This is a genomic window from Ruegeria sp. AL12, from assembly GCF_056540885.1.
In genome coordinates, this window is sequence record NZ_JBQFXN010000001.1 from 587,200 (window position 1) to 606,582 (window position 19,383).

The window sequence follows — 19,383 nt, forward strand, 5'->3', positions numbered from 1 at the left end:
AACGACAGGAGGGCCTCATGGCCGAGATCAAGGATCCCGAAAACACGATCATCATCGAGCTGAAAGACGGCAATGTCGTCATCGAGCTGCTGCCGGATGTGGCGCCTTTGCACAGCGCGCGGATGAAAGAACTGGCCCGCAGCGGAGAATACGACAACGTGGCCTTTCACCGAGTGATCGACGGCTTCATGGCCCAAACCGGTGACGTGCAGCATGGCGACATGGAAGATGGGTTCAACCTGCGTATGGCGGGGACCGGCGGTTCGTCGCTGCCGAACGTACCGGCAGAGTTCTCCAAGCTGCCCCATGATCGCGGTACGCTGGGCGCGGCCCGTTCGCAGAACCCGGATTCGGCCAACTCTCAGTTCTTCATCAACTTCAAGGACAACCACTTCCTGAACGGTCAATACACCGTTTACGGCCGTGTCATCGAAGGCATGGAGCATGTGGATGCGATCGTACGTGGCGAGCCGCCTGCGAACCCCGACCGCATGATCAGCGTCAAGGTGGCCGCAGATGTATAAGCTTGCCGCCACCTTTGCCTTGCTGGCAAGCCCGGCGCTGGCCAGCGGTTTGCAGATCGAGGTCGAAGGGGAAGGGGCCAATGGCACGATCTCCATCGATCTGTTCGAAGATGTAGCGCCGAAGCACGTGGAACAGATCACGGTACTGGCTGCGGACGGCAAGTATGATGGTGTGGTGTTCCACCGCGTGATCGAAGGTTTCATGGCCCAGACCGGCGATGTTCAATACGGCAATTCCACCGCGAACGGCTTTGACATGCGGTATGCCGGGCGTGGTGGGTCAGACCGCCCGGATCTGCCGGCTGAGTTTTCTGATCTGACCTTTGATCGTGGCGTGGTCGGCATGGCCCGGTCGCAAAACCCGGATTCAGCCAATTCGCAGTTCTTTATCATGTTCGAACCCGGCCCGTTTCTGGACGGCCAGTACACCGTGGTCGGTCAGGTGACCGACGGTATGGACGTGGTGGATGCGATCAAACGGGGGCATTCCCAGACCGGAGCGGTTACGGGACAGCCCGACGTGATGAAAAAAGTCACCGTCACCGAATAAACCGAAACAGCCCGGCGTTCCAAAGAGCGCCGGGCTGTTCCTTATGGTCGATTGAACGAAACTCAATCGTCCGGTGACATCGCTTTCCAGATGAGCGCTCCGATCGCGCCGCCAATCAGCGGGGCCACCCAGAACAGCCACAGCTGCGACAGGGCAGGTCCGTCGGCAAACAGGGCGACGCCTGTGGACCGGGCCGGGTTGACCGAAGTGTTGGTGACCGGAATTGATACCAGGTGGATCAGGGTCAATCCCAGACCAATCGCGATGGGGGCGAAACCCGCCGGTGCCTTGTCCGAGGTTGCGCCCAGAATGATCAGGATAAAGAAAGCGGTCATCACGATCTCGATCACCAGAGCGGACATCAAAGAATACCCGCCGGGCGAGGCCTCACCATATCCGTTGGACGCAAATCCCCCGACGCCGGCGAAGTCGGGCGCACCGCTGACGATCAGATACAGAACCACTGCGGCGGCGATGGCGCCGATGACCTGAGCGATCCAGTAGGGCAGCAGATCCTTTGCCGGAAACCGCCCGCCGATCATTAGGCCCAGGCTGACCGCCGGATTGAAGTGCCCGCCCGAGATATGGCCAACCGTGTAAGCCATTGTCAGAACCGTCAGGCCGAAGGCGAAGGAAACGCCAAGCCACCCAATGCCGACATCTGCAACGCCCGCTGCCAATACGGCACTGCCGCAACCTCCGAGAACCAGCCAGAAGGTGCCGAAGAACTCGGCCAGTAGTTTTGATGACATGAAATTTCCTCCACAATGCAATGAGCTTAAGTGTAGTTCATAAATTAACTTTTGTTAAATTGTGCAGAACGGGGAATTTTCCCGGCACCCTCGCACCAGGGGTCGCAAAGCCCTTAGTGCCATTGAGCAGGATCCAGGTGAAACAGCTTGGAGAGTTGCTTGTAAACCTCCGGGTCCGACCTGCGCAGGGCCTTTGGTCGCTCAAAGAACACTTCAACCGAAACGGCGAAAAACTCCTCGTGCCCTTCCGCGCCATAGGGGTCGATTACGGTTGGCTGCCCGGATTCAACGGCGCGTACATGCGCGTCATAGGCTGTCAGGAATGCGGCTTCCCATTCTGAAAAGCTTTGGTCGTCGCTGAGTACGGGCACCCCGTTGGCCGACCCTGTCAGATCGTCGATCTGGTGGGCAAATTCATGAAATACAACATTTTGGCCGTCATGATCGTTCATGGCCCCGCGCTGGCTATGCGCCCAGGACAGGATCACCGGGCCGCGGTTCCAGCTTTCCCCTGTGCGCACGATTTCCTTCTCGGTGACGACATAGCCGCTGTGCCGGCTCTGCCTGGATTTGAATGCGCTGGGATAGATCAAAATTGTGGTCAGGTTGTCATACCAGAGATCGGTATTCACAACCAGCAGACAGGCTTGCGCGGCGATGGACAGTTGCATGTCTTCGGTAACGTCCAGGCCGTCACACCCAATGAATTCAACCTGATCAAGGAACAGGTTGATCTTGCCTTCCAGCTTTGCGCGCAGGCCTTGCGGCAGTTTCCGCAAGATCGGGACCTGAGCGTCGACAAGCTGCCGTTGTTTGTCAGTCAACGGCGCGGCCAACAGGGCGTGGCGCGCCTGTCGTTTGGACCAGAAATAAAAGGCCAGACCTGCGGCGATCACCGCAACAAGTGTCAGAAAAATCAACATGACCCGACCCTAACGTGATCCCGGCGGGATCAAAACAAGTTTCCCGGGTACAGGCTGTGGCGCAAAAAAGAAACGCCGCTGGTCTCCCTGCGGCGTTTCCGATCTGACCTGATGGGTCGAATTACTGTTTGACGTCTGCTGCCGGGTTCGATCCGGCTTTGGCGCTGCGGCCCGGATTCAGCGGATCGTCCTGGCGCTGTACAGACCCTTCGAAATGCGCTCCGCTTTCGATGGCGATGGTCTTGTGGATGATGTCGCCTTCGACACGTGCGGTCGATGTCAGACGCACCTTGAGGCCACGTACGCGACCCACGATACGTCCGTTGATCACGACGTCATCTGCGGTGACTTCACCTTTGATCGTTGCCGATTCACCAATGGTCAGAAGGTGAGCGCGGATGTCGCCTTCGACTGTGCCTTCCACCTGTATGTCACCAGAGGTTTTGATATTGCCAGTGATGTGCAGATCCGAAGACAAAACCGACGCAGGCGGCTTGGGCTTGGGTGCAGTGGCAGGTTTCGACTCGGTCGGTGCAGGGGCCGCTGGGGTCGCCGGAGCGGCTGGTTTGGCCGCCTCGGGTGCCTTGGATGCGGGCTCGTTGATTTTGCTTTTAGAAAACATTTCTCGCAGCCTTGATGTAAGTCATTGGGTTTACGGGTTTTCCGTTCACGCGTACCTCATAGTGCAGATGCGTGCCGGTCGACCGTCCGGTGCTACCCATATCAGCAATATGATCCCCGCGCGAGACCCTTTGACCAACCTTCACGTTGATCTTGGTGTTATGAGCGTAAAGTGTCTCAATTCCGAATGCGTGCTTGATTTTCACAAGCCGTCCGAAACCGGATTGCCAGCCTGCATGGGTAACGACGCCGTCTGCGGTCGCAAAGATATCCGTGCCTTGCGGCCCTGCGAAATCGACCCCGTTATGCATCCGGCGACCACCGGTTTTGGGGTCGCGCCGGCTGCCATAGCCGCTGGTGAAACGCACGGCCGAATGTACAGGATTGGCAAAGGGGGCCTTTTCGGCCGCAAGTCGGTAAAGGTTCAGCTGATCCATCTGTTTCAGCAATGTATTCGCGCGGGCTTCCTCGGCGGACAACTCGTCCACCTCACCGCGCGTGCTAAGGGATAAAGGGGTCAGCGGACCGCCCATACCGCTGTATCCGCGCCGGACCTCTTCGATGATACGGTCTGTTGGCATTCCCGCCTGACGGAACATCTTGTCCAGCGGCTCGACCGAGATCACCATGGCCTCTTCCAGCTGCCGGAAAATCTCGTCGCTGCGTTCCTGCATAAGGCGAATTTCCAGCTCAAGATCATCGCGCTGGTCCAGTGCTTGCCGGGCGTCGGCGGCGATCTGATCGCGTTCCTCGGCCGTACGCGCCAGAGCGTCCGTCATGAAGGCCATCTGTACCGGCGCGCTGGAGGCCGTTACGTACATGTCTGTATTGCTGTTTTCCTGCTTCAGCGCCGCCAGTTCCTTCCGCGCATCTTCCCGCTGTTTCATGGTTGTGCGCAGCGTGGTCTGAATGACTTCGATCCCCGTCTCAAGTTCGCGACGGCGGTTTTCCGAAGCCAGCAGTTCGGACTGCATGGCGGATATCTGTTCCAGCGCGGCGTTGAATCGATCCTGAGCGGCGAGGGCTTCCTGCGCACGGGCGTCGCGTTCTGCGGACAGGACATTCAATCGTTCCTGATAGGTTGCCTGGTCGCGTTTCGCCTGTTCCCGGAAGTTGCCCGAACCGATGCTGTCCATAAGCAGAATGGCAGTTGCGACCGCGGTCCATCCGACCATGACGGCAACACCGGCCACCGCGACCACCTGCGTTTCCGAGCTGAGACGGATAAAACGTGTATCTTTGTCAGACTTCAGAAAAACCCGGCGTTCCGGAAAGTACCGTTCAAATGCGGAGTGTATTTTTATTGCCAGACGTGTTCGCACGCGTCCTACCTCTCATCCCCAAGATCGGGACCGGTTGTGAGTGCCGGCCGCTCCTTGGGCCGACTGCATAAAGGGCAGGCAGCGTTCGGGCAAGTTTGTTGATCAGTCTGGCGCCAACTGCGTAGAAATCCCCCCAAAGATCGGCGGGAAATTGCCGAAAAGCATGTTGAGGCGTCAGTTGGTGATATCGCCGGGCGCGGGTAGGTCTTCGGTCAGCGGCCAGTAGAAATCGGGCGGCAACCCGGCCTCGGCCCGTTTTTCCTCGTTGAAGGGTGGTTTCAGGACGCCGTGGAAATACCGGCGTACCAAAGCGTGAAACACATCCTTGGGGTCCGCGTTTTCACGGCCACACAGGAAATGAAACCACTTGGACCCATAGGCGACATGGCCGACTTCTTCGGCATAGATCACCTCAAGCGCTGCAATGGCCTGTTCGGCCTTGGCCTTGCGAAAGATCTCGATCATGCCGGGGGTCACATCCAGACCACGCGCTTCGAGCACCATCGGCACGACCGCAAGCCGTCCCATCAGGTCGTCTGCGGTGTCCTCGGCCGCGCGCCACATTCCCGCATGGGCGGGCAAGGCGCCATAATGGCTGCCCATTTGTTCCAGACAATCGCAGACCATCTCGAAATGGCGCGATTCCTCTTCGGCGCATTTTACCCAATCGTCATAAAACCCGATCGGCATCGGCACATGGCCAAAGCGGGCAATGATATCCCAATGCAGATCGACGGCGTTCAGTTCGATATGCGCCACGGCGTGCAAAAGGGCGATGCGGCCCGCCTCGGTGCCCGGTTTGCGCTTTGGCACCTCGCGCGGAGACAGGAGTTCGGGCCGTTCCGGGCGCGCGGGCCGCAGCGGGGGTGACGCCGTCCCGATCTCGATCGGGGGCGCGTCGCCCTTGCGCGAGGCAAACCACGCGGCGGCGTGCTGTTTGGACAGGGCGGTCTTTTCCCGACCTTCCGCCGTTGCAAGAACTTCGGTCGCCATCTGGGTCAGCGATTTGGACACCATTATTCTCCGCCTGGTTGATCCTGTGGCTCTTAAACCGGATGGCGACCGTGGTCGAGGGCGTTACAGCGCGCGCACGGCTTCCAGCACCTCGTCCACGTGGCCGGGAACTTTGACCTTGCGCCAAACGCGGGCAATTTTGCCTTCGGGGTCGATGATGAAAGTCGAACGCTCGATCCCCATCGATTTGCGCCCGTACATGTTTTTTTCGACCCACACGCCGTAGTCTTCACAGACGGTCGCGTTCTCATCCGATAACAGCGGTGTGGTCAGCCCATGCTTGGCGACGAATTTGTCATGTTTGGCGACGCTGTCGCGCGAGATGCCGAAAACTTGAGCGCCCGCATCGGCAAAGGCCTGAAGTTGTTCCGAGAAACCGATGGATTCCTTGGTGCAGCCCGGCGTATCATCGCGGGGGTAGAAAAACAGAACCACGGTGCTACCGCGCAACGCCGAAAGCGTCACCTCGCCGCCGCCGTTGCGCGGCAAAGTGAAGTCAGGGGCGATGTCTGAAACGTCGGGCATTGGAAACTCCGCTAAAGGTTTTTAAAGGCTGCCTGATATCATAGGGCAACGCGTGCGGGTTGGAAGGCGTGGATAGCAATTTGAAGCAGCACGAAGACGGTGACGGAGCACGGCCCGTCAAGCCCGCGCGCCGCCGGTCTCGCCGCCGGGCAGCGGGTCTGTGGGCCATGCGCGGCACTTTCGTGCTGGTACTTCTGGCGCTGTTCACCGGTTTCATGGTTGTCGGGCAAAGAATGCACGCCCCCGTCTGGTTGCGGGACAGGGTCGAAGCGCGGCTTGAACAGGCATTGGGTGGGCTGCAAATCCGGTTTGGTGATGTCAGTTTCATCATTCACGAAGGATGGCGCCCCCGTCTGCGTCTGACTGATGTGGCCATCAGCGACGCTGAGGGTCGGCAAATTGCGCAGGTGTCCGACATGCGCGCCAGTCTGGCCATGCGCCCCTTGTTGCGGGGTCATGTCCGACCCAAAAGGATCATTCTGAGGGGGGCGCAGATCGCCGTGACCCGAGACGAGGACGGGGCGCTGAGCCTTACGGTCGGGTCCGGCAGCGCACCGGTGCAGGAGGCCCCGAACCTGGCACAGCTTATCGAGGCTTCGGATCAGGTCTTCCTGTCTCCGGCCCTGTCTGCACTGACTTCAGTCGAACTTGACGCAATCACACTGGATTATCGCGATCTTAGGCAGGGGCGGTCCTGGATACTGGACGGTGGGCATATTCAAGCCAACCGAGCCGGCAACGAAGTGCGCTTGGCGACCGGGTTTTCGGTTCTGGCGGGGCGTGACTATGTCAGTGCCATCGAGGCCAATTATACAAGTGTTCTGGGCACACCTGCCGCACAATTCGGAATCTCGGTCACCGATCTTCCGGCCGAGGACATCGCGGGCCAAACGCCTGCCCTTGCCTGGTTGCAGGTTCTGCGGGCCCCGATCTCGGGTGCCTTGCGCGGTGGTGTCGACGAAAACGGAGCGATCGGAACTTTGTACGCCACGCTGAATCTGGGGGCGGGGGCGGTGCAGCCAAACCCGGAAACACGCCCGGTTCCCTTCGAATCCGCGCGCACCTATTTCACCTATGATCCCGAAGACCAGATCCTGGATTTCAACGAAGTTTCGGTGGTCTCGGCCTGGGGTGAGGTTCAGGCTGACGGAAAGGCGTATCTGGAAGGTGCAGAAGATGGCGTGCTGGACAGCCTGTCTGCACAGTTGCGGCTGTCCGGTATCAACGTGAACCCGGCAAACCTGTTCCCGCAACCTCTTCAGCTTTCGCGGGCCAGCCTGGATTTCAATATGGCCCTCAACCCGTTCCAGCTGCATCTGGGTCAGATGACCATAGAAGATCCGGGTCACACGGTGCGTGCCTTTGGCGTCCTGACCGGGCGGCCGGATGGCTGGGCCGTCAAGCTGGACGCACATCTGGATCAAATGACGTCGGACAAGGTTCTGGGATACTGGCCCGAACGTCTGGCCCCGAAACCGCGAGAGTGGGTGACCGAAAACCTGTACGAAGGGGTCCTTTCGGATATGGACTTTGCCCTGCGCCTGCTGCCCGGATCGAAACCGGATCTCTATCTGGATTTCGGATTTGAAAAGGCGAAGATCCGGTTTGTCAAAACGCTTCCGCCGATCGAAAAGGCGCAAGGTCAGGCCAGCCTGATCAACAGCAGGTTCACGGTCACTGCGCAGCAGGGCGTCGTGATTGCGGATGACGGCGGTGCTGTGGATGCGTCGGGGACGTCCTTCATCATACCCGACACGGATATCAAGAAATCCGCGCCTGCGATTGCGCGCATTCAGGCCAAAGGCAGCGTGACGGCTGCGTTGTCGTTGTTGGACCGGCCTCCGCTGGAATTGCTCAGCAAGGCGGGGTTGCCCGTTGATGTGGCGAAAGGAACGGTGTCGCTGGCCGGAACCCTTTCCCTGCCCTTGAAAAAGGGTCTCAAGTTTGACGAGACCGAGTTCCATTTTGAAGGCCGGCTGGCAAACCTGTTCAGTGACCGCTTGGTGCCCGGATTTGACGTCAGTGCTGATCTTCTGGACCTTTCTGGTGATCAGTCCGGCGTTCAGCTTCAGGGGCAGGGGCAGTTCGGGGACGTACCGCTGACGGCGCTCTGGCGGCAGCCGATAGACGGCAAGTCGGAACAGCGAAGCACCCTGACCGGTCAGATCGAGCTGTCGCCGCGATTGATGGATGAGATCGGCGCCGGTCTGCCTCCGGGGATGCTGACCGGCAAAGGGATTGCGGATATCACATTGGGGCTCGGCGCCGGGGTTGCCCCGAAATTGTCCGTCACGTCTGATTTGCAGGGTGTCGCGCTGGCCATACCCGAACTTGGTTGGAGAAAGGGGGCCAATTCGACCGGCTCTCTGACGGCCGAAGCGACTTTGGGGTCGCAGTTGAAGGTGGATAGTCTGCGCATAAATGCAGCCGGATTGCGTACATCTGCCTCCATTACGTTTCGTGAAAACGGCGAATACGACCGGGTTCGCTTCACCTCTTTTGACCTGGGCGATTGGCTGGCAGTTCCGGCAGAGCTGATCGGGCGCGGAAACGCCATGCCGGATATCCGTGTGCTTGGCGGCGTCCTTGATATGGGCCGCGCGAATTTCGGCGAAAGCGGCGGATCGGGCGGCGGGGGCGGCGCCGGGCCGAAACTGGACGTGGCTCTGGATCGCCTTCAGGTTACGGAAACCGTCGCGCTGACCGGGTTCCGGGGCGCATTTCAGACGACGGGCGGAATACAAGGGAACTTCACCGCGCAGGTCAATGGCGGCGCGCCGGTCAGAGGGCAGGTCAGCCCCAGAGGGAACCGAAGTGCTGTTGACCTGACGTCGCAAGATGCGGGGTCCGTGCTGCGATCGGCCGGAGTACTGACACAGGCGCGGGGCGGAGAAATGAATCTCAAACTCGAACCTGTGACGGCACCGGGTAGCTATGACGTGATACTGAAAATCACCAACACGCGGATAACCGACGCCCCGGCCATGGCGGCCTTGCTGAATGCCATCAGCCTTGTGGGCCTGTTGGATGAAATGGCCGGACAGGGTATCTTTTTTGCAGCAATCGACAGCCGGATGCGTGTCACCCCCACAGACATCAAAGTGCTCAGCGGCAGTGCCGTCGGCCCGTCGATGGGCCTGTCTTTTGATGGCACCATCGATACGGTGAACGGCTTGCTGAACCTGCGCGGTGCGATCTCGCCCATATACCTGCTCAACGCAGTTGGCAGCGTGTTTACGCGCAAGGGCGAGGGCGTCTTTGGATTCAACTACACCCTGACCGGCCCGCTTGCCTCGCCCAAAGTTTCGGTAAATCCGTTGTCCGGTCTCGCACCTCTGTTCCTGCGCGACCTGATGCGTGCCCCGGCACCCAAAGTTCAGGATGGTCCGAACGCAGTGCCGCAGAAACCGGATGAACCCAAACGCACATTCGGCTCATCCCCAAGTGACCGCTGACAGGATATGGCCGAATCTGATGCAGGGTTGTAAGGCGCGGGCATGAAACTTAGCGATTTTGATTTCCATCTGCCCGAAGACCTGATCGCCACGCGGCCGGCCAGCCCGCGTTCCTCTGCGCGCTTGCTGGTGGCGCAGGGGGATGCAATCACGGACAGCCATGTTTTCGACCTGCCCGATTTCCTGCGGCCGGGTGACCGGCTGGTGTTGAATGACACACGGGTCATTCCGGCGCGACTGAACGGCCGACGCCACCGGGACAGCGCGCAGGGGCCGGTTTCCGCAGGGATCGAGGCCACTTTGCTTGATCCACAGGCCGATGGCACGTGGTCTGCGTTGATCAAGCCGCTCAAGAAGGTGAAGCTTGGGGAAGAGATTGTCTTCTCGGATGATCTCAGCGCCACGCTGGACAGAGTTGCGGATGGCCAGGCTTATCTGCGCTTCAATCTCAGCGGCGAGGATTTCGACGCGGCGCTGGATCAGGCCGGAGCAATGCCTCTGCCGCCCTACATCGCAGCCAAACGTCCGGCTGATGAACGGGACAAGACGGACTATCAGACCATCTGGGCAAATCATTCCGGTGCCGTGGCCGCCCCGACCGCATCCTTGCATTTCGACGAGGCGCTGATGAAGGCGCTGGCAAAACGGGGGGTAAGCTTCACGCATGTGACGCTGCACGTGGGGGCAGGGACTTTTCTTCCGGTCAAGGTTGAGGATGTCACAACACACAAGATGCATGCTGAATGGGGGCAGGTAAGCCCCGACGCCGCCGCTGAGATACAGGCAACCAAGGCCGCCGGCGGGCGGGTGATCCCGGTGGGGACAACGGCTTTGCGACTGATCGAAAGTGCGGCAAGGTCAGGAAAGATCGAACCCTGGGAAGGCGACACGGATATCTTCATCTATCCCGGTTTTGAATTCCACGTCACTGACGCATTGATGACCAATTTTCACCTGCCGAAATCCACGTTGCTCATGCTGGTTTCGGCGCTGATGGGGCAGGATCGGATGCGCGATGTCTACGCGCATGCCATCGCCCGGAAATACCGGTTCTTTTCCTATGGCGACGCGTCGCTTTTGATCCCTTGAGAGGCGCGGAAACAGCATCGCGGATCGGGAATGTCGTAGACAAGCGCGACGTAGGCGGTCTTTGATCGCAGAACGACACTAAAATCAGGTTGGCATTAGTCGGAGGCCCCAATGATTCAGGTCCTTTCCAGCGCATGGGCGCTGCTGCTCGGCATGGGGTTGCTGATGGTCGGAAACGGCCTCCAGGGCACGATTCTGGGTGTGCGGGGTGAGATCGAAGGCTTTTCGACCCTCGAGATGTCTTTTGTCATGTCGGCCTATTTTCTGGGCTTTCTGGGCGGCTCACGCCTTGCGCCCGAGATGATCCGGCGCGTTGGCCATGTGCGGGTCTTCGCGGCCCTTGCGTCGTTTATTTCGGCCGTGATGATCATGTATCCCATGCTGACCAACCCGATCGCGTGGGCCTTGGGCCGGGTGGTGATCGGATTCTGTTTTTCGGGCGTGTATGTTACCGCCGAAAGCTGGCTCAACAATGCGGCCAGCAATGAAAATCGCGGGCAGGCGCTGTCGCTCTATATGATCGTCCAGATGACGGGGATCATCAGTGCGCAGGCGCTTGTTCTTGTCGGCGACCCGGCTGGTTACGAGACCTTTGTGATCGCCTCGATCCTGGTTTCAGTGTCCTTCGCACCGATTTTGCTGTCGATCTCGCCGACACCGGCCTTTGATACCACCAAACCGATGACCTTGAAGAAACTACTTGAAACATCGCCTCTGGGCTGCGTGGGCATGTTTCTTCTGGGGGGTGTGTTTTCCGCGCAGTTCGGCATGGCGGCGGTGTATGGCGCCCGGGCAGGGCTGTCGCTTGTTGAAATTTCAACCTTCGTTGCGGCGTTTTATATCGGCGCTGTGGTTCTGCAATACCCTTTGGGCTGGTTCTCTGACCGTATGGATCGCCGCTTTCTGATCCTGCTTGTGGCGCTCGCCGGTGCCGGTGGCGCAACGATCGCTATGATGATGGGCGGATCGTTTCCAATTCTGCTTGCTTCGGCTTTCCTGATCGGCGGTATGTCCAACCCGCTATATTCACTGCTGATTGCGCATGCGAATGACTTTCTGGATCACGAGGATATGGCGGCCGCATCCGGTGGGCTGGTATTCATCAACGGTCTGGGCGCGATTGCCGGGCCGGTGATCACCGGCTGGCTGATGGGGGATGCCGTATTCGGGCCACCGGGCTTTTTTCTCTTTATTGCGGCACTGTTACTCGCAATGGCACTTTACGCCCTGTATCGGACGACGCAGCGGGCATCGATACCCGTGGACGAAACCGGCACGATGTCGACGCTGTATCCAACGGCCTCGCCAGTTGCGTTTGAAGTGGCACAGGAAGTCGCCATCGAAGCCGCCGAGGCCGAACAGGCCGAGCAGGAAGATGCCTAGGACACAGGATTATGTCGCAAGTGTTGCAATATGTTACTGTAACAGTTCTGTAAAACGGCCTTAAATGACGTTACGTCCAAACTACGGGCACAAGACGGAGTTTAAGGCAATGGTAACGCCTGAAGAAGTATTGAGTTTTTGGTTAGATGAGGTGGGTCCAAAGGGCTGGTACATAGAGGATGAAGCGCTGGATTCAGAAATCCGCGCACGTTTTCAATCAACGTGGGAGGCTGCGGCCGAGGGCAAGTTTTCGCTCTGGCTGACCTATCCCAGCGGGTCACTGGCTTACATAATTTTGACGGACCAGTTTCCACGCAACATGTTCCGCGGGCAAGCGCGTGCTTTCGCGACGGACCGAGCGGCCCTGGCAGCTGCGAAATGCGCGGTGGACAGAGGTTGGGACAAGAAGATCGATGAACCGGCCCGGCAGTTCTTTTACCTTCCGATGATGCATTCGGAAAATCTGTGCGATCAGGAACGCTGCGTGCGTCTGATCTGTCAGAACCTAAGCGGCGATACAAGCAATCTGCTGCACGCCCGTGCGCATCGTGAAGTGATCCGCAAGTTTGGTCGTTTCCCTTACCGGAACAAAGCACTGTCGCGCAGCTCGACCCCCCATGAAGAGGCTTATGTCGACATGGGCGGCTATGGCAGCACCGTGCGAGAGCTGCAAGCAATGGCCTGAGACCGTACAAAGGTTTTGCGCCTCTGTTGTTAGTGCGGGGGCTTCAGGCTCCCGGCTCGCATCCTTTGAACGACAAGACCCGTTCGGACGCGATGTCTGCTCCGGTCTGAATGGCTTGGGCGATCAGAACCTCTGGTGTCTCGGCAAGTTCAGTGAACCGCTCCTGCGCAGTTTGCAGCTTTTGGTCAACTGCGTTCAGGCGGCGCAATGTTGCCTGAAGGTTTTGCGCGGCTTGACTGTCAGTGATCTGGTTCTCATTCCTCAAGGTCGCCAAATCCTCACGCAATGCGGAAAGTTCTGCCCGAATGCCCTTCGCCTCATCCCGAATAGGGGCAAGAACCTGCACGGCCTCTGAGAATTCCGCCGAGACGCTTTCGACTTTCGATGCCAGCTTCCAGCCTAAAAACAAGCACAGCGCCACAAGTATCAAAGTTGCGTTTAGCAGAGCAAGCGCCAGATCTTTTAGTGTTTTGGCCATGGTAAACCCCTTGAATTCAATGTGTTCACAAATGTCCGAGCGGCGTCGGCGTTTCTGTTCTAGCCATAGCATGGGCCTGCGTATAGGCTGAAATCCGCATATTCAGGTAAGGTTTACCCTGCGTCTCATTTGTCGCGGGAACGCGTGTTGATGCGTTTCTGAAAATAGTTTAATGGTAAACTAAATTTTCACCACCTGCGCCGAGAGGAACACATGGCTGCACAATCCTATGATCTGATCGTAATCGGGGCTGGCCCCGGTGGCTATGTCGCCGCCATCCGTGCGGCCCAGCTTGGACTGAAAACCGTCGTGGTCGAGCGCGAGCACCTTGGTGGCATCTGCCTGAACTGGGGGTGCATTCCGACCAAGGCATTGCTGCGGTCCTCCGAAGTTTTCCATCTGATGGAACGCGCCAAGGATTTCGGATTGAAGGCCGACAAGATCGGTTACGATCTGGACGCGGTCGTCAAAAGATCCCGTGGCGTTGCCGGGCAGCTTTCGGGTGGCATCGGCCATCTGCTGAAGAAGAACAAGGTCGCCGTGGTGATGGGTGAGGCAACAATCCCCGCAAAAGGCAAAGTCAGCGTCAAGACCGATAAGGGCACCGAAGAACTGACGGCCAAGAACATCATTCTTGCAACCGGCGCACGGGCCCGCGAAATGCCCGGTCTCGAGGCTGATGGCGATCTGGTCTGGACATACAAGCACGCGCTGCAACCGCCCCGGATGCCAAAGAAGCTGCTGGTCATCGGCTCGGGCGCGATCGGAATCGAATTTGCCAGTTTCTACAACACGCTGGGGGCCGACACGACGGTGGTCGAGGTGATGGACCGCGTGTTGCCCGTGGAAGATGCGGAAATCAGTGCCTTGGCTAAGAAAGCCTTCACCAAACAAGGCATGACCATCATGGAAAAAGCCATGGTCAAGCAGTTGGATCGCGGCAAGGGCAAGGTCACCGCTCATATCGAGGTCAAGGGCAAGGTTGAAAAGCACGAGTTCGACACCGTTATCTCGGCTGTCGGGATTGTTGGGAATGTCGAAAACCTCGGGCTCGAGGCGCTGGGCGTCAAGATCGACCGCACGCATGTGGTGACGGATGAATATTGCCGCACCGGCGTCGATGGCCTTTATGCGATCGGTGACATCGCGGGCGCGCCCTGGCTTGCACATAAAGCCAGCCACGAAGGTGTCATGGTTGCCGATCTGATCGCGGGCCAGCATGCGCATCCGGTCAAGCCCGAAAGCATCGCCGGATGTACCTATTGTCAGCCGCAGGTGGCCTCGGTGGGATATACCGAAGCCAAGGCCAAAGAGCTGGGTTACGACATCAAAGTCGGTCGCTTCCCCTTCATCGGCAACGGCAAGGCCATTGCTCTGGGCGAACCGGAAGGTCTGATCAAAACCGTGTTCGACGCCAAGACAGGCGAACTGCTGGGGGCCCATATGATCGGCGCGGAAGTCACGGAACTGATTCAGGGCTATGTGGTTGGGCGGCAGCTGGAGACCACCGAAGAAGACCTGATGAACACGGTCTTCCCGCACCCGACTCTGTCAGAAATGATGCATGAAAGCGTGTTGGACGCTTATGGCCGCGTGATCCACATGTAACGTCATACGCGTGTTGCGGTCGGACAGGGGGCTCTGCCCCCGCCTTGCTGCGCGCGGCTCCCCCGGGATATTTTGGGCCAGATGAACAAGGGATCCTTTATTCATCTGGCGTCAAATATCCCGGAGCGCGAGGCAGAGCCTCGCTGAAATCCGTTACTTGTTCAAAGCATCCAGAATGCGGGCCCACGAACGGATGCCCTTGTGAAAGCTTTTGACGTCGTATTTCTCATTCGGCGAATGGATGGCGTCGTCCTCGTTGGCATAGCCGACCAGCATCGAATCCAGCCCCAGAACGGTATTGAAATACCCGACGACGGGGATCGAGCCGCCCATGCCGGTAAACACCGCTTCGCGGTCCCACTCGTCCGACAGTGCTTTGCGCGCGGCTTCGAATTCCGGGCGATCGATATTCATGACCGAAGCGGGCGAACCTTCCAGATCGTTGTCCCAGACAACTTTTGCATCCGGGGACAGGCGATCCTCGACATGTTTGCGGATCTTGTTGCGCAGCGCGTCGGGGTCCATGTCGCCGACCAGTCGGCACGTGATTTTACAATGCGCTTCCGAAGGGATAACGGTTTTCGAGCCTGCGCCATTGTATCCGCCCCACAGCCCGTTCACCTCAAGTGTCGGGCGCGCCCATTGCTGTTCGAGCGTCGAATAGGCTTTTTCGCCGTGCGGCTGGGTATAGCCGACCGAATTCAGATAATCCGCTTCATCGAAACCGCAATTCTGCCACTGGCGCAGCTGGTCCTGGGGCACTTCATGAACGCCTTCATAGAAACCATCGACCGCGACACGCCCGGTTTCGTCATCATAGAATGAGGCAACGATCTTCGACAGCTCGCGCAGCGGGTTCAACCCCGGGCCACCGTAATGGCCGGAGTGCAGATCGATGCGGGGCCCGATGATCGTGAACTCGTCCTTCAGCATGCCGCGAAGCTGCGCGGCAATCGACGGAACACCTCGCGACACCATGGATGTATCGCAAACCAGCGCCAGATCCGCTTTGAGTTCGGCCGCGTTTTCTTCGAGGAAGGGGACCAGCGAGGGTGAGCCGGATTCCTCTTCGCCTTCAAAGAAGAAGGTGATGCGGCAGGGCAGGGTTCCGTGCACCGCTTTCCATGCGCGGCAGGCTTCGACGAATGTCATCAATTGACCTTTGTCGTCCGATGCCCCGCGCCCGCGGATGACGGGGCCGTACTCGGTATCTTCGATGGCAGGGTCAAACGGGTCGCGTGTCCAAAGGTTCAATGGATCGACAGGTTGCACATCATAATGGCCATAAAACAGGATATGGGGTGCATCCGAGTCCTCGCCCACATGGCCTACGACCATCGGGTGCCCCGGGGTTTCCCGTTTTTCTGCTGCAATTCCGATACTGTTGAGGTCGGCGACCAGCCAGTCGGCTGCACGGCTGACGTCGGCCTTGTACGCGGGATCGGTTGAGATCGAAGGGATGCGCAGCAGCTCCATCAGGCGGTCGATAGAGGTTTGCAGATCTTCGTCAATCCGGTTCAGCACGGTGTCTAGGGACATGGGGATCTCCTGCTTGTCTGTGTTCGCGCGAACCCTAGCAGCGTTGACAGCGCCGTCCAGAGCGGTTGATCTGAATTGTTCATGCAATCACAAGCCCGCAAATGACGTTGCGCGGGCTGCGTCGTTTCCACGCGTCCGATAGCCGGAACTATACTTGCCGTGAGCATTGCAAACTTATATTTGATGCAAATCAAAGTTGGGTTCACCTGTTCGGCTGTAACCAGCTGAATAAAGTAACACAAAGCTGCTGATACAGGTTAAGCTGTGGGATGTGGCAGACTAATTGCCCAAGGGAAACCGGAAACGGGCATTCAAGGAGGGTCCGTTGGACTATACTGCTCAGCTCGATTCAGCGATTGCCAGGCTGCATGACGAAGGACGTTACCGGACCTTCATCGATATCGAACGTCGCAACGGACATTTTCCGCACGCGGTGCGCACGCGCCCGGACGGCTCGCAGCAGAACATCACCGTATGGTGCGGCAATGACTATCTGGGCATGGGCCAGCACCCTGTTGTTCTGAACGCAATGCACGAGGCGGTCGAAGCCGCAGGTGCAGGATCGGGCGGGACGCGCAACATCTCGGGGACAACGGTCTATCACAAACGGCTCGAGGCCGAGCTGGCAGATCTGCATGGCAAGGAAGCCGCGCTTTTGTTCACCAGCGCGTATATTGCCAACGACGCCACGCTCAGCACGCTGCCCAAGCTGTTTCCGGGGCTGATTATCTATTCTGACGCGCTGAACCATGCTTCGATGATAGAAGGGGTGCGCCGAAACGGCGGGGCCAAGCGCATCTTCCGTCATAACGACGTGGCGCATCTGCGCGAATTGCTCGAGGCGGACGATCCCGCCGCACCCAAGCTGATCGCGTTCGAGTCCGTCTATTCGATGGACGGTGATTTTGGTCCGATCGAAGAAATCTGCGATCTGGCAGATGAATTCGGCGCGCTGACCTATATCGACGAAGTGCACGCGGTGGGCATGTATGGCCCGCGCGGTGGCGGCGTGACCGAGCGGGATCGCCTTGCACATCGGATCGACATCATCAATGGCACCCTGGCCAAGGCCTATGGCGTCATGGGGGGCTATATCGCCGCCAGCGCAAAGATGTGCGATGCCGTGCGGTCTTATGCGCCGGGCTTTATCTTTACGACATCGTTGCCGCCGGCAGTTGCCGCAGGGGCTGCTGCATCCGTTGCGCACCTGAAAACCGCGTCTGAGCTGCGCGAGCAGCACCAGACCCAGGCGAAGATCCTCAAGCTGCGGCTGAAGGGAATGGGCCTTCCGCTGATCGACCACGGCAGCCATATCGTGCCAGTGATCGTCGGCAATCCGGTGCACACCAAAAAGCTCAGCGATATGCTGCTGGACGATTATGGCATTTACGTGCAACCGATCAATTTCCCGACCGTCCCGCGCGGAACCGAGCGTCTGCGTTTTACCCCGTCTCCGGTGCATGGACCCGACGAAATGAACCGTCTGGTGCAAGCGATGGACGAACTTTGGTCACATTGTGCGCTAAATCGCGCCGAACTTGCCGGATAACCTAACGCCAAAGTGTGCAACGAGTTTGCCGCGTGTTAAGCTTACGCTAACAAAACGAGTAGACGAATCATTGTGGGGATGATTCGCCACTTACGCGAAATACGCGACAGGCAGAATGGGGCAGCAGGGATGATTGGGCGCAGATCTCAGCGCGAATCCGAAGAGGACGTAGATGTCAGACCAAAAGGGTTTGACGACTACGAAGTTCGCCTAGGCGACAAGATGCGCGGTGAACGCGCAACGATGGGCAAATCTCTTCTGGATGTTCAGCGCGAACTGCGGATCAAAGCCAACTATATTGCTGCAATTGAAAACGCCGACCCTGATGCGTTTGATACACCCGGCTTTATCGCCGGGTATGTGCGTTCCTATGCGCGCTATCTGGGTATGAACCCCGATGAGACCTTCGCGACTTTCTGCGAGGAAAGCGGATTTGAGGTCGCGCATGGCATGTCCGCAGAGGCCTCGGTGGTGCGGAAACCTTCCGGGGCTCTGCCTGCGCGCGGTCCGATGGGGCGGGATCCATTCATTTCGCCCAATACGCCCTATATTCCGGGCAAGGAGTCTCTGGTCAGTCAGATTGAACCCCGCGCAATCGGCTCGTCGCTGGTTTTGCTCGCGGTGATCGGTGGCATTGGCTATGGCGGTTGGGCTGTTTTGAACAAGATTCAGCAAGTACAGGTCAGCCCGGTTGAACAGGCACCGGTGGTTCTGTCTGATCTGGATCCGCTGGATGCGGCGCGCAGCAACGTGTCAGATGATGTTACGGAAGTAGCAAGCGCAGAAGCACTGGACCGTCTCTATCGTCCGCAGGCGCTGGATGTTCCGGTGCTGGTCTCGCGGGATGCTCCGATCTCAACGCTTGATCCGCGCGAGGTTGGAACCTTCCGCCCGCCCGAATTGCCGCAGTTCGAAGTGGCTGAACTGCACACGGTCGAAAAACCGGCCCTGCCGCAAGTGGTCGAACAGATCGACACCACGCTAAAGATCGTGGCAGTTGATCCCGCGTGGATGCGTGTGACGGCTGCGGATGGCAGCGTCATTTTCGAAGGTACGCTGGGAACCGTCGAGCAAGGCAGCGTATTCGAAGTGCCCCTGACGGAAGAACCGCCGACATTGCGTGCGGGCGCGTCGGGATCAGTATATTTCGCGATGAACGGTGAACACTACGGCCCGGCGGGTGCTCCGGGAACTGTCGCCAAGGGTGTCGTTCTGTCGAAAGACGCCGTGTCCGAGGCCTATGCCGTCGCCGATCTGGAGGCGGAACAGAACAGTGCGCTCAAGCAACTGGTGGCGGAACTGCAAACCGAGGCGACAGAAACGCCCGCCGAGTGATCTAGCCATTGCGATAACCCGGTTGCCGAAC

Annotated in this window: 17 protein-coding genes; 9 read left to right on the forward strand and 8 right to left on the reverse strand. The window is 58.6% G+C overall.

Annotated features, from left to right (window positions below; genetic code table 11):
• Positions 1-17: 17 nt before the first annotated feature.
• Complete coding sequence (locus tag ACR0C6_RS02965; protein ID WP_152458298.1) at positions 18-524, forward strand: peptidylprolyl isomerase; 507 nt, start codon at positions 18-20, stop codon at positions 522-524.
• Positions 517-1,074 (forward strand): peptidylprolyl isomerase, encoded by a 558-nt coding sequence (locus ACR0C6_RS02970; protein ID WP_152458297.1) that lies wholly within the window; start codon positions 517-519, stop codon positions 1,072-1,074. Before ACR0C6_RS02965 ends, ACR0C6_RS02970 begins: the two co-directional genes overlap by 8 nt.
• 62 nt (positions 1,075-1,136) lie before the next feature.
• Here the strand turns inward: ACR0C6_RS02970 and aqpZ are convergent, their stop codons facing one another.
• From aqpZ to ACR0C6_RS03000, 6 genes are all read right to left on the reverse strand, one after another.
• Positions 1,137-1,826, reverse strand: coding sequence for an aquaporin Z (aqpZ, locus tag ACR0C6_RS02975; RefSeq protein ID WP_480618195.1), 690 nt, complete (start codon positions 1,824-1,826; stop codon positions 1,137-1,139).
• 113 nt (positions 1,827-1,939) lie between these two features.
• The gene (locus ACR0C6_RS02980; protein WP_480618196.1) at positions 1,940-2,749 is read right to left on the reverse strand and encodes a M90 family metallopeptidase; all 810 of its coding nucleotides are present in this window, start codon (positions 2,747-2,749) and stop codon (positions 1,940-1,942) included.
• A gap of 121 nt (positions 2,750-2,870) precedes the next feature.
• The gene (locus tag ACR0C6_RS02985; RefSeq protein WP_117868644.1) at positions 2,871-3,371 is read right to left on the reverse strand and encodes a bactofilin family protein; all 501 of its coding nucleotides are present in this window, start codon (positions 3,369-3,371) and stop codon (positions 2,871-2,873) included.
• On the reverse strand, positions 3,361-4,692 hold the full coding sequence (locus ACR0C6_RS02990) for a DUF5930 domain-containing protein (RefSeq protein ID WP_171167673.1): 1,332 nt from the start codon (positions 4,690-4,692) through the stop codon (positions 3,361-3,363). Before ACR0C6_RS02990 ends, ACR0C6_RS02985 begins: the two co-directional genes overlap by 11 nt.
• Before the next feature lie 174 nt (positions 4,693-4,866).
• Entirely contained in the window at positions 4,867-5,709 is an 843-nt protein-coding gene (locus tag ACR0C6_RS02995; RefSeq protein ID WP_480618197.1) for a ferritin-like domain-containing protein, read from the reverse strand.
• A 60-nt stretch (positions 5,710-5,769) separates the two neighbouring features.
• The gene (locus tag ACR0C6_RS03000) at positions 5,770-6,231 is read right to left on the reverse strand and encodes a peroxiredoxin (protein WP_480618198.1); all 462 of its coding nucleotides are present in this window, start codon (positions 6,229-6,231) and stop codon (positions 5,770-5,772) included.
• Between the two features lie 68 nt (positions 6,232-6,299).
• Here ACR0C6_RS03000 and ACR0C6_RS03005 point away from each other — a divergent pair, with 68 nt between their 5' ends.
• The 4 genes from ACR0C6_RS03005 (at position 6,300) to ACR0C6_RS03020 (ending at position 12,843) form a co-directional block, all read left to right on the forward strand.
• Complete coding sequence (locus ACR0C6_RS03005; protein ID WP_480618199.1) at positions 6,300-9,686, forward strand: YhdP family protein; 3,387 nt, start codon at positions 6,300-6,302, stop codon at positions 9,684-9,686.
• 42 nt (positions 9,687-9,728) lie between these two features.
• On the forward strand, positions 9,729-10,775 hold the full coding sequence (queA, locus tag ACR0C6_RS03010; RefSeq protein ID WP_480618200.1) for a tRNA preQ1(34) S-adenosylmethionine ribosyltransferase-isomerase QueA: 1,047 nt from the start codon (positions 9,729-9,731) through the stop codon (positions 10,773-10,775).
• A gap of 111 nt (positions 10,776-10,886) precedes the next feature.
• Positions 10,887-12,158 (forward strand): MFS transporter, encoded by a 1,272-nt coding sequence (locus ACR0C6_RS03015; RefSeq protein WP_171115435.1) that lies wholly within the window; start codon positions 10,887-10,889, stop codon positions 12,156-12,158.
• A gap of 109 nt (positions 12,159-12,267) precedes the next feature.
• Positions 12,268-12,843, forward strand: coding sequence for a DUF924 family protein (locus tag ACR0C6_RS03020; RefSeq protein ID WP_152458288.1), 576 nt, complete (start codon positions 12,268-12,270; stop codon positions 12,841-12,843).
• Positions 12,844-12,886: 43 nt separating this feature from the next.
• Here the strand turns inward: ACR0C6_RS03020 and ACR0C6_RS03025 are convergent, their stop codons facing one another.
• On the reverse strand, positions 12,887-13,321 hold the full coding sequence (locus ACR0C6_RS03025) for a hypothetical protein (protein ID WP_480445422.1): 435 nt from the start codon (positions 13,319-13,321) through the stop codon (positions 12,887-12,889).
• 213 nt (positions 13,322-13,534) lie between these two features.
• Here ACR0C6_RS03025 and lpdA point away from each other — a divergent pair, with 213 nt between their 5' ends.
• Positions 13,535-14,929 carry a dihydrolipoyl dehydrogenase gene (lpdA, locus tag ACR0C6_RS03030; RefSeq protein ID WP_480618201.1) on the forward strand — a complete coding sequence of 465 codons (1,395 nt, stop codon included), beginning with the start codon at positions 13,535-13,537 and terminating at the stop codon, positions 14,927-14,929.
• Between the two features lie 153 nt (positions 14,930-15,082).
• On the opposite strand, the gene ACR0C6_RS03035 is transcribed toward lpdA, so the two are convergent.
• Positions 15,083-16,468: a dipeptidase gene (locus ACR0C6_RS03035; RefSeq protein ID WP_480618202.1), complete on the reverse strand. Its 1,386-nt coding sequence runs from the start codon at positions 16,466-16,468 to the stop codon at positions 15,083-15,085.
• A 325-nt stretch (positions 16,469-16,793) separates the two neighbouring features.
• On the opposite strand from ACR0C6_RS03035, the gene hemA reads away from it, so the two are divergent.
• Positions 16,794-18,017 carry a 5-aminolevulinate synthase gene (hemA, locus tag ACR0C6_RS03040; RefSeq protein WP_152458284.1) on the forward strand — a complete coding sequence of 408 codons (1,224 nt, stop codon included), beginning with the start codon at positions 16,794-16,796 and terminating at the stop codon, positions 18,015-18,017.
• 129 nt (positions 18,018-18,146) lie between these two features.
• Positions 18,147-19,352, forward strand: a complete 1,206-nt coding sequence (locus tag ACR0C6_RS03045; RefSeq protein WP_152458283.1) for a helix-turn-helix domain-containing protein — start codon at positions 18,147-18,149, stop codon at positions 19,350-19,352.
• Positions 19,353-19,383 lie beyond the last annotated feature (31 nt).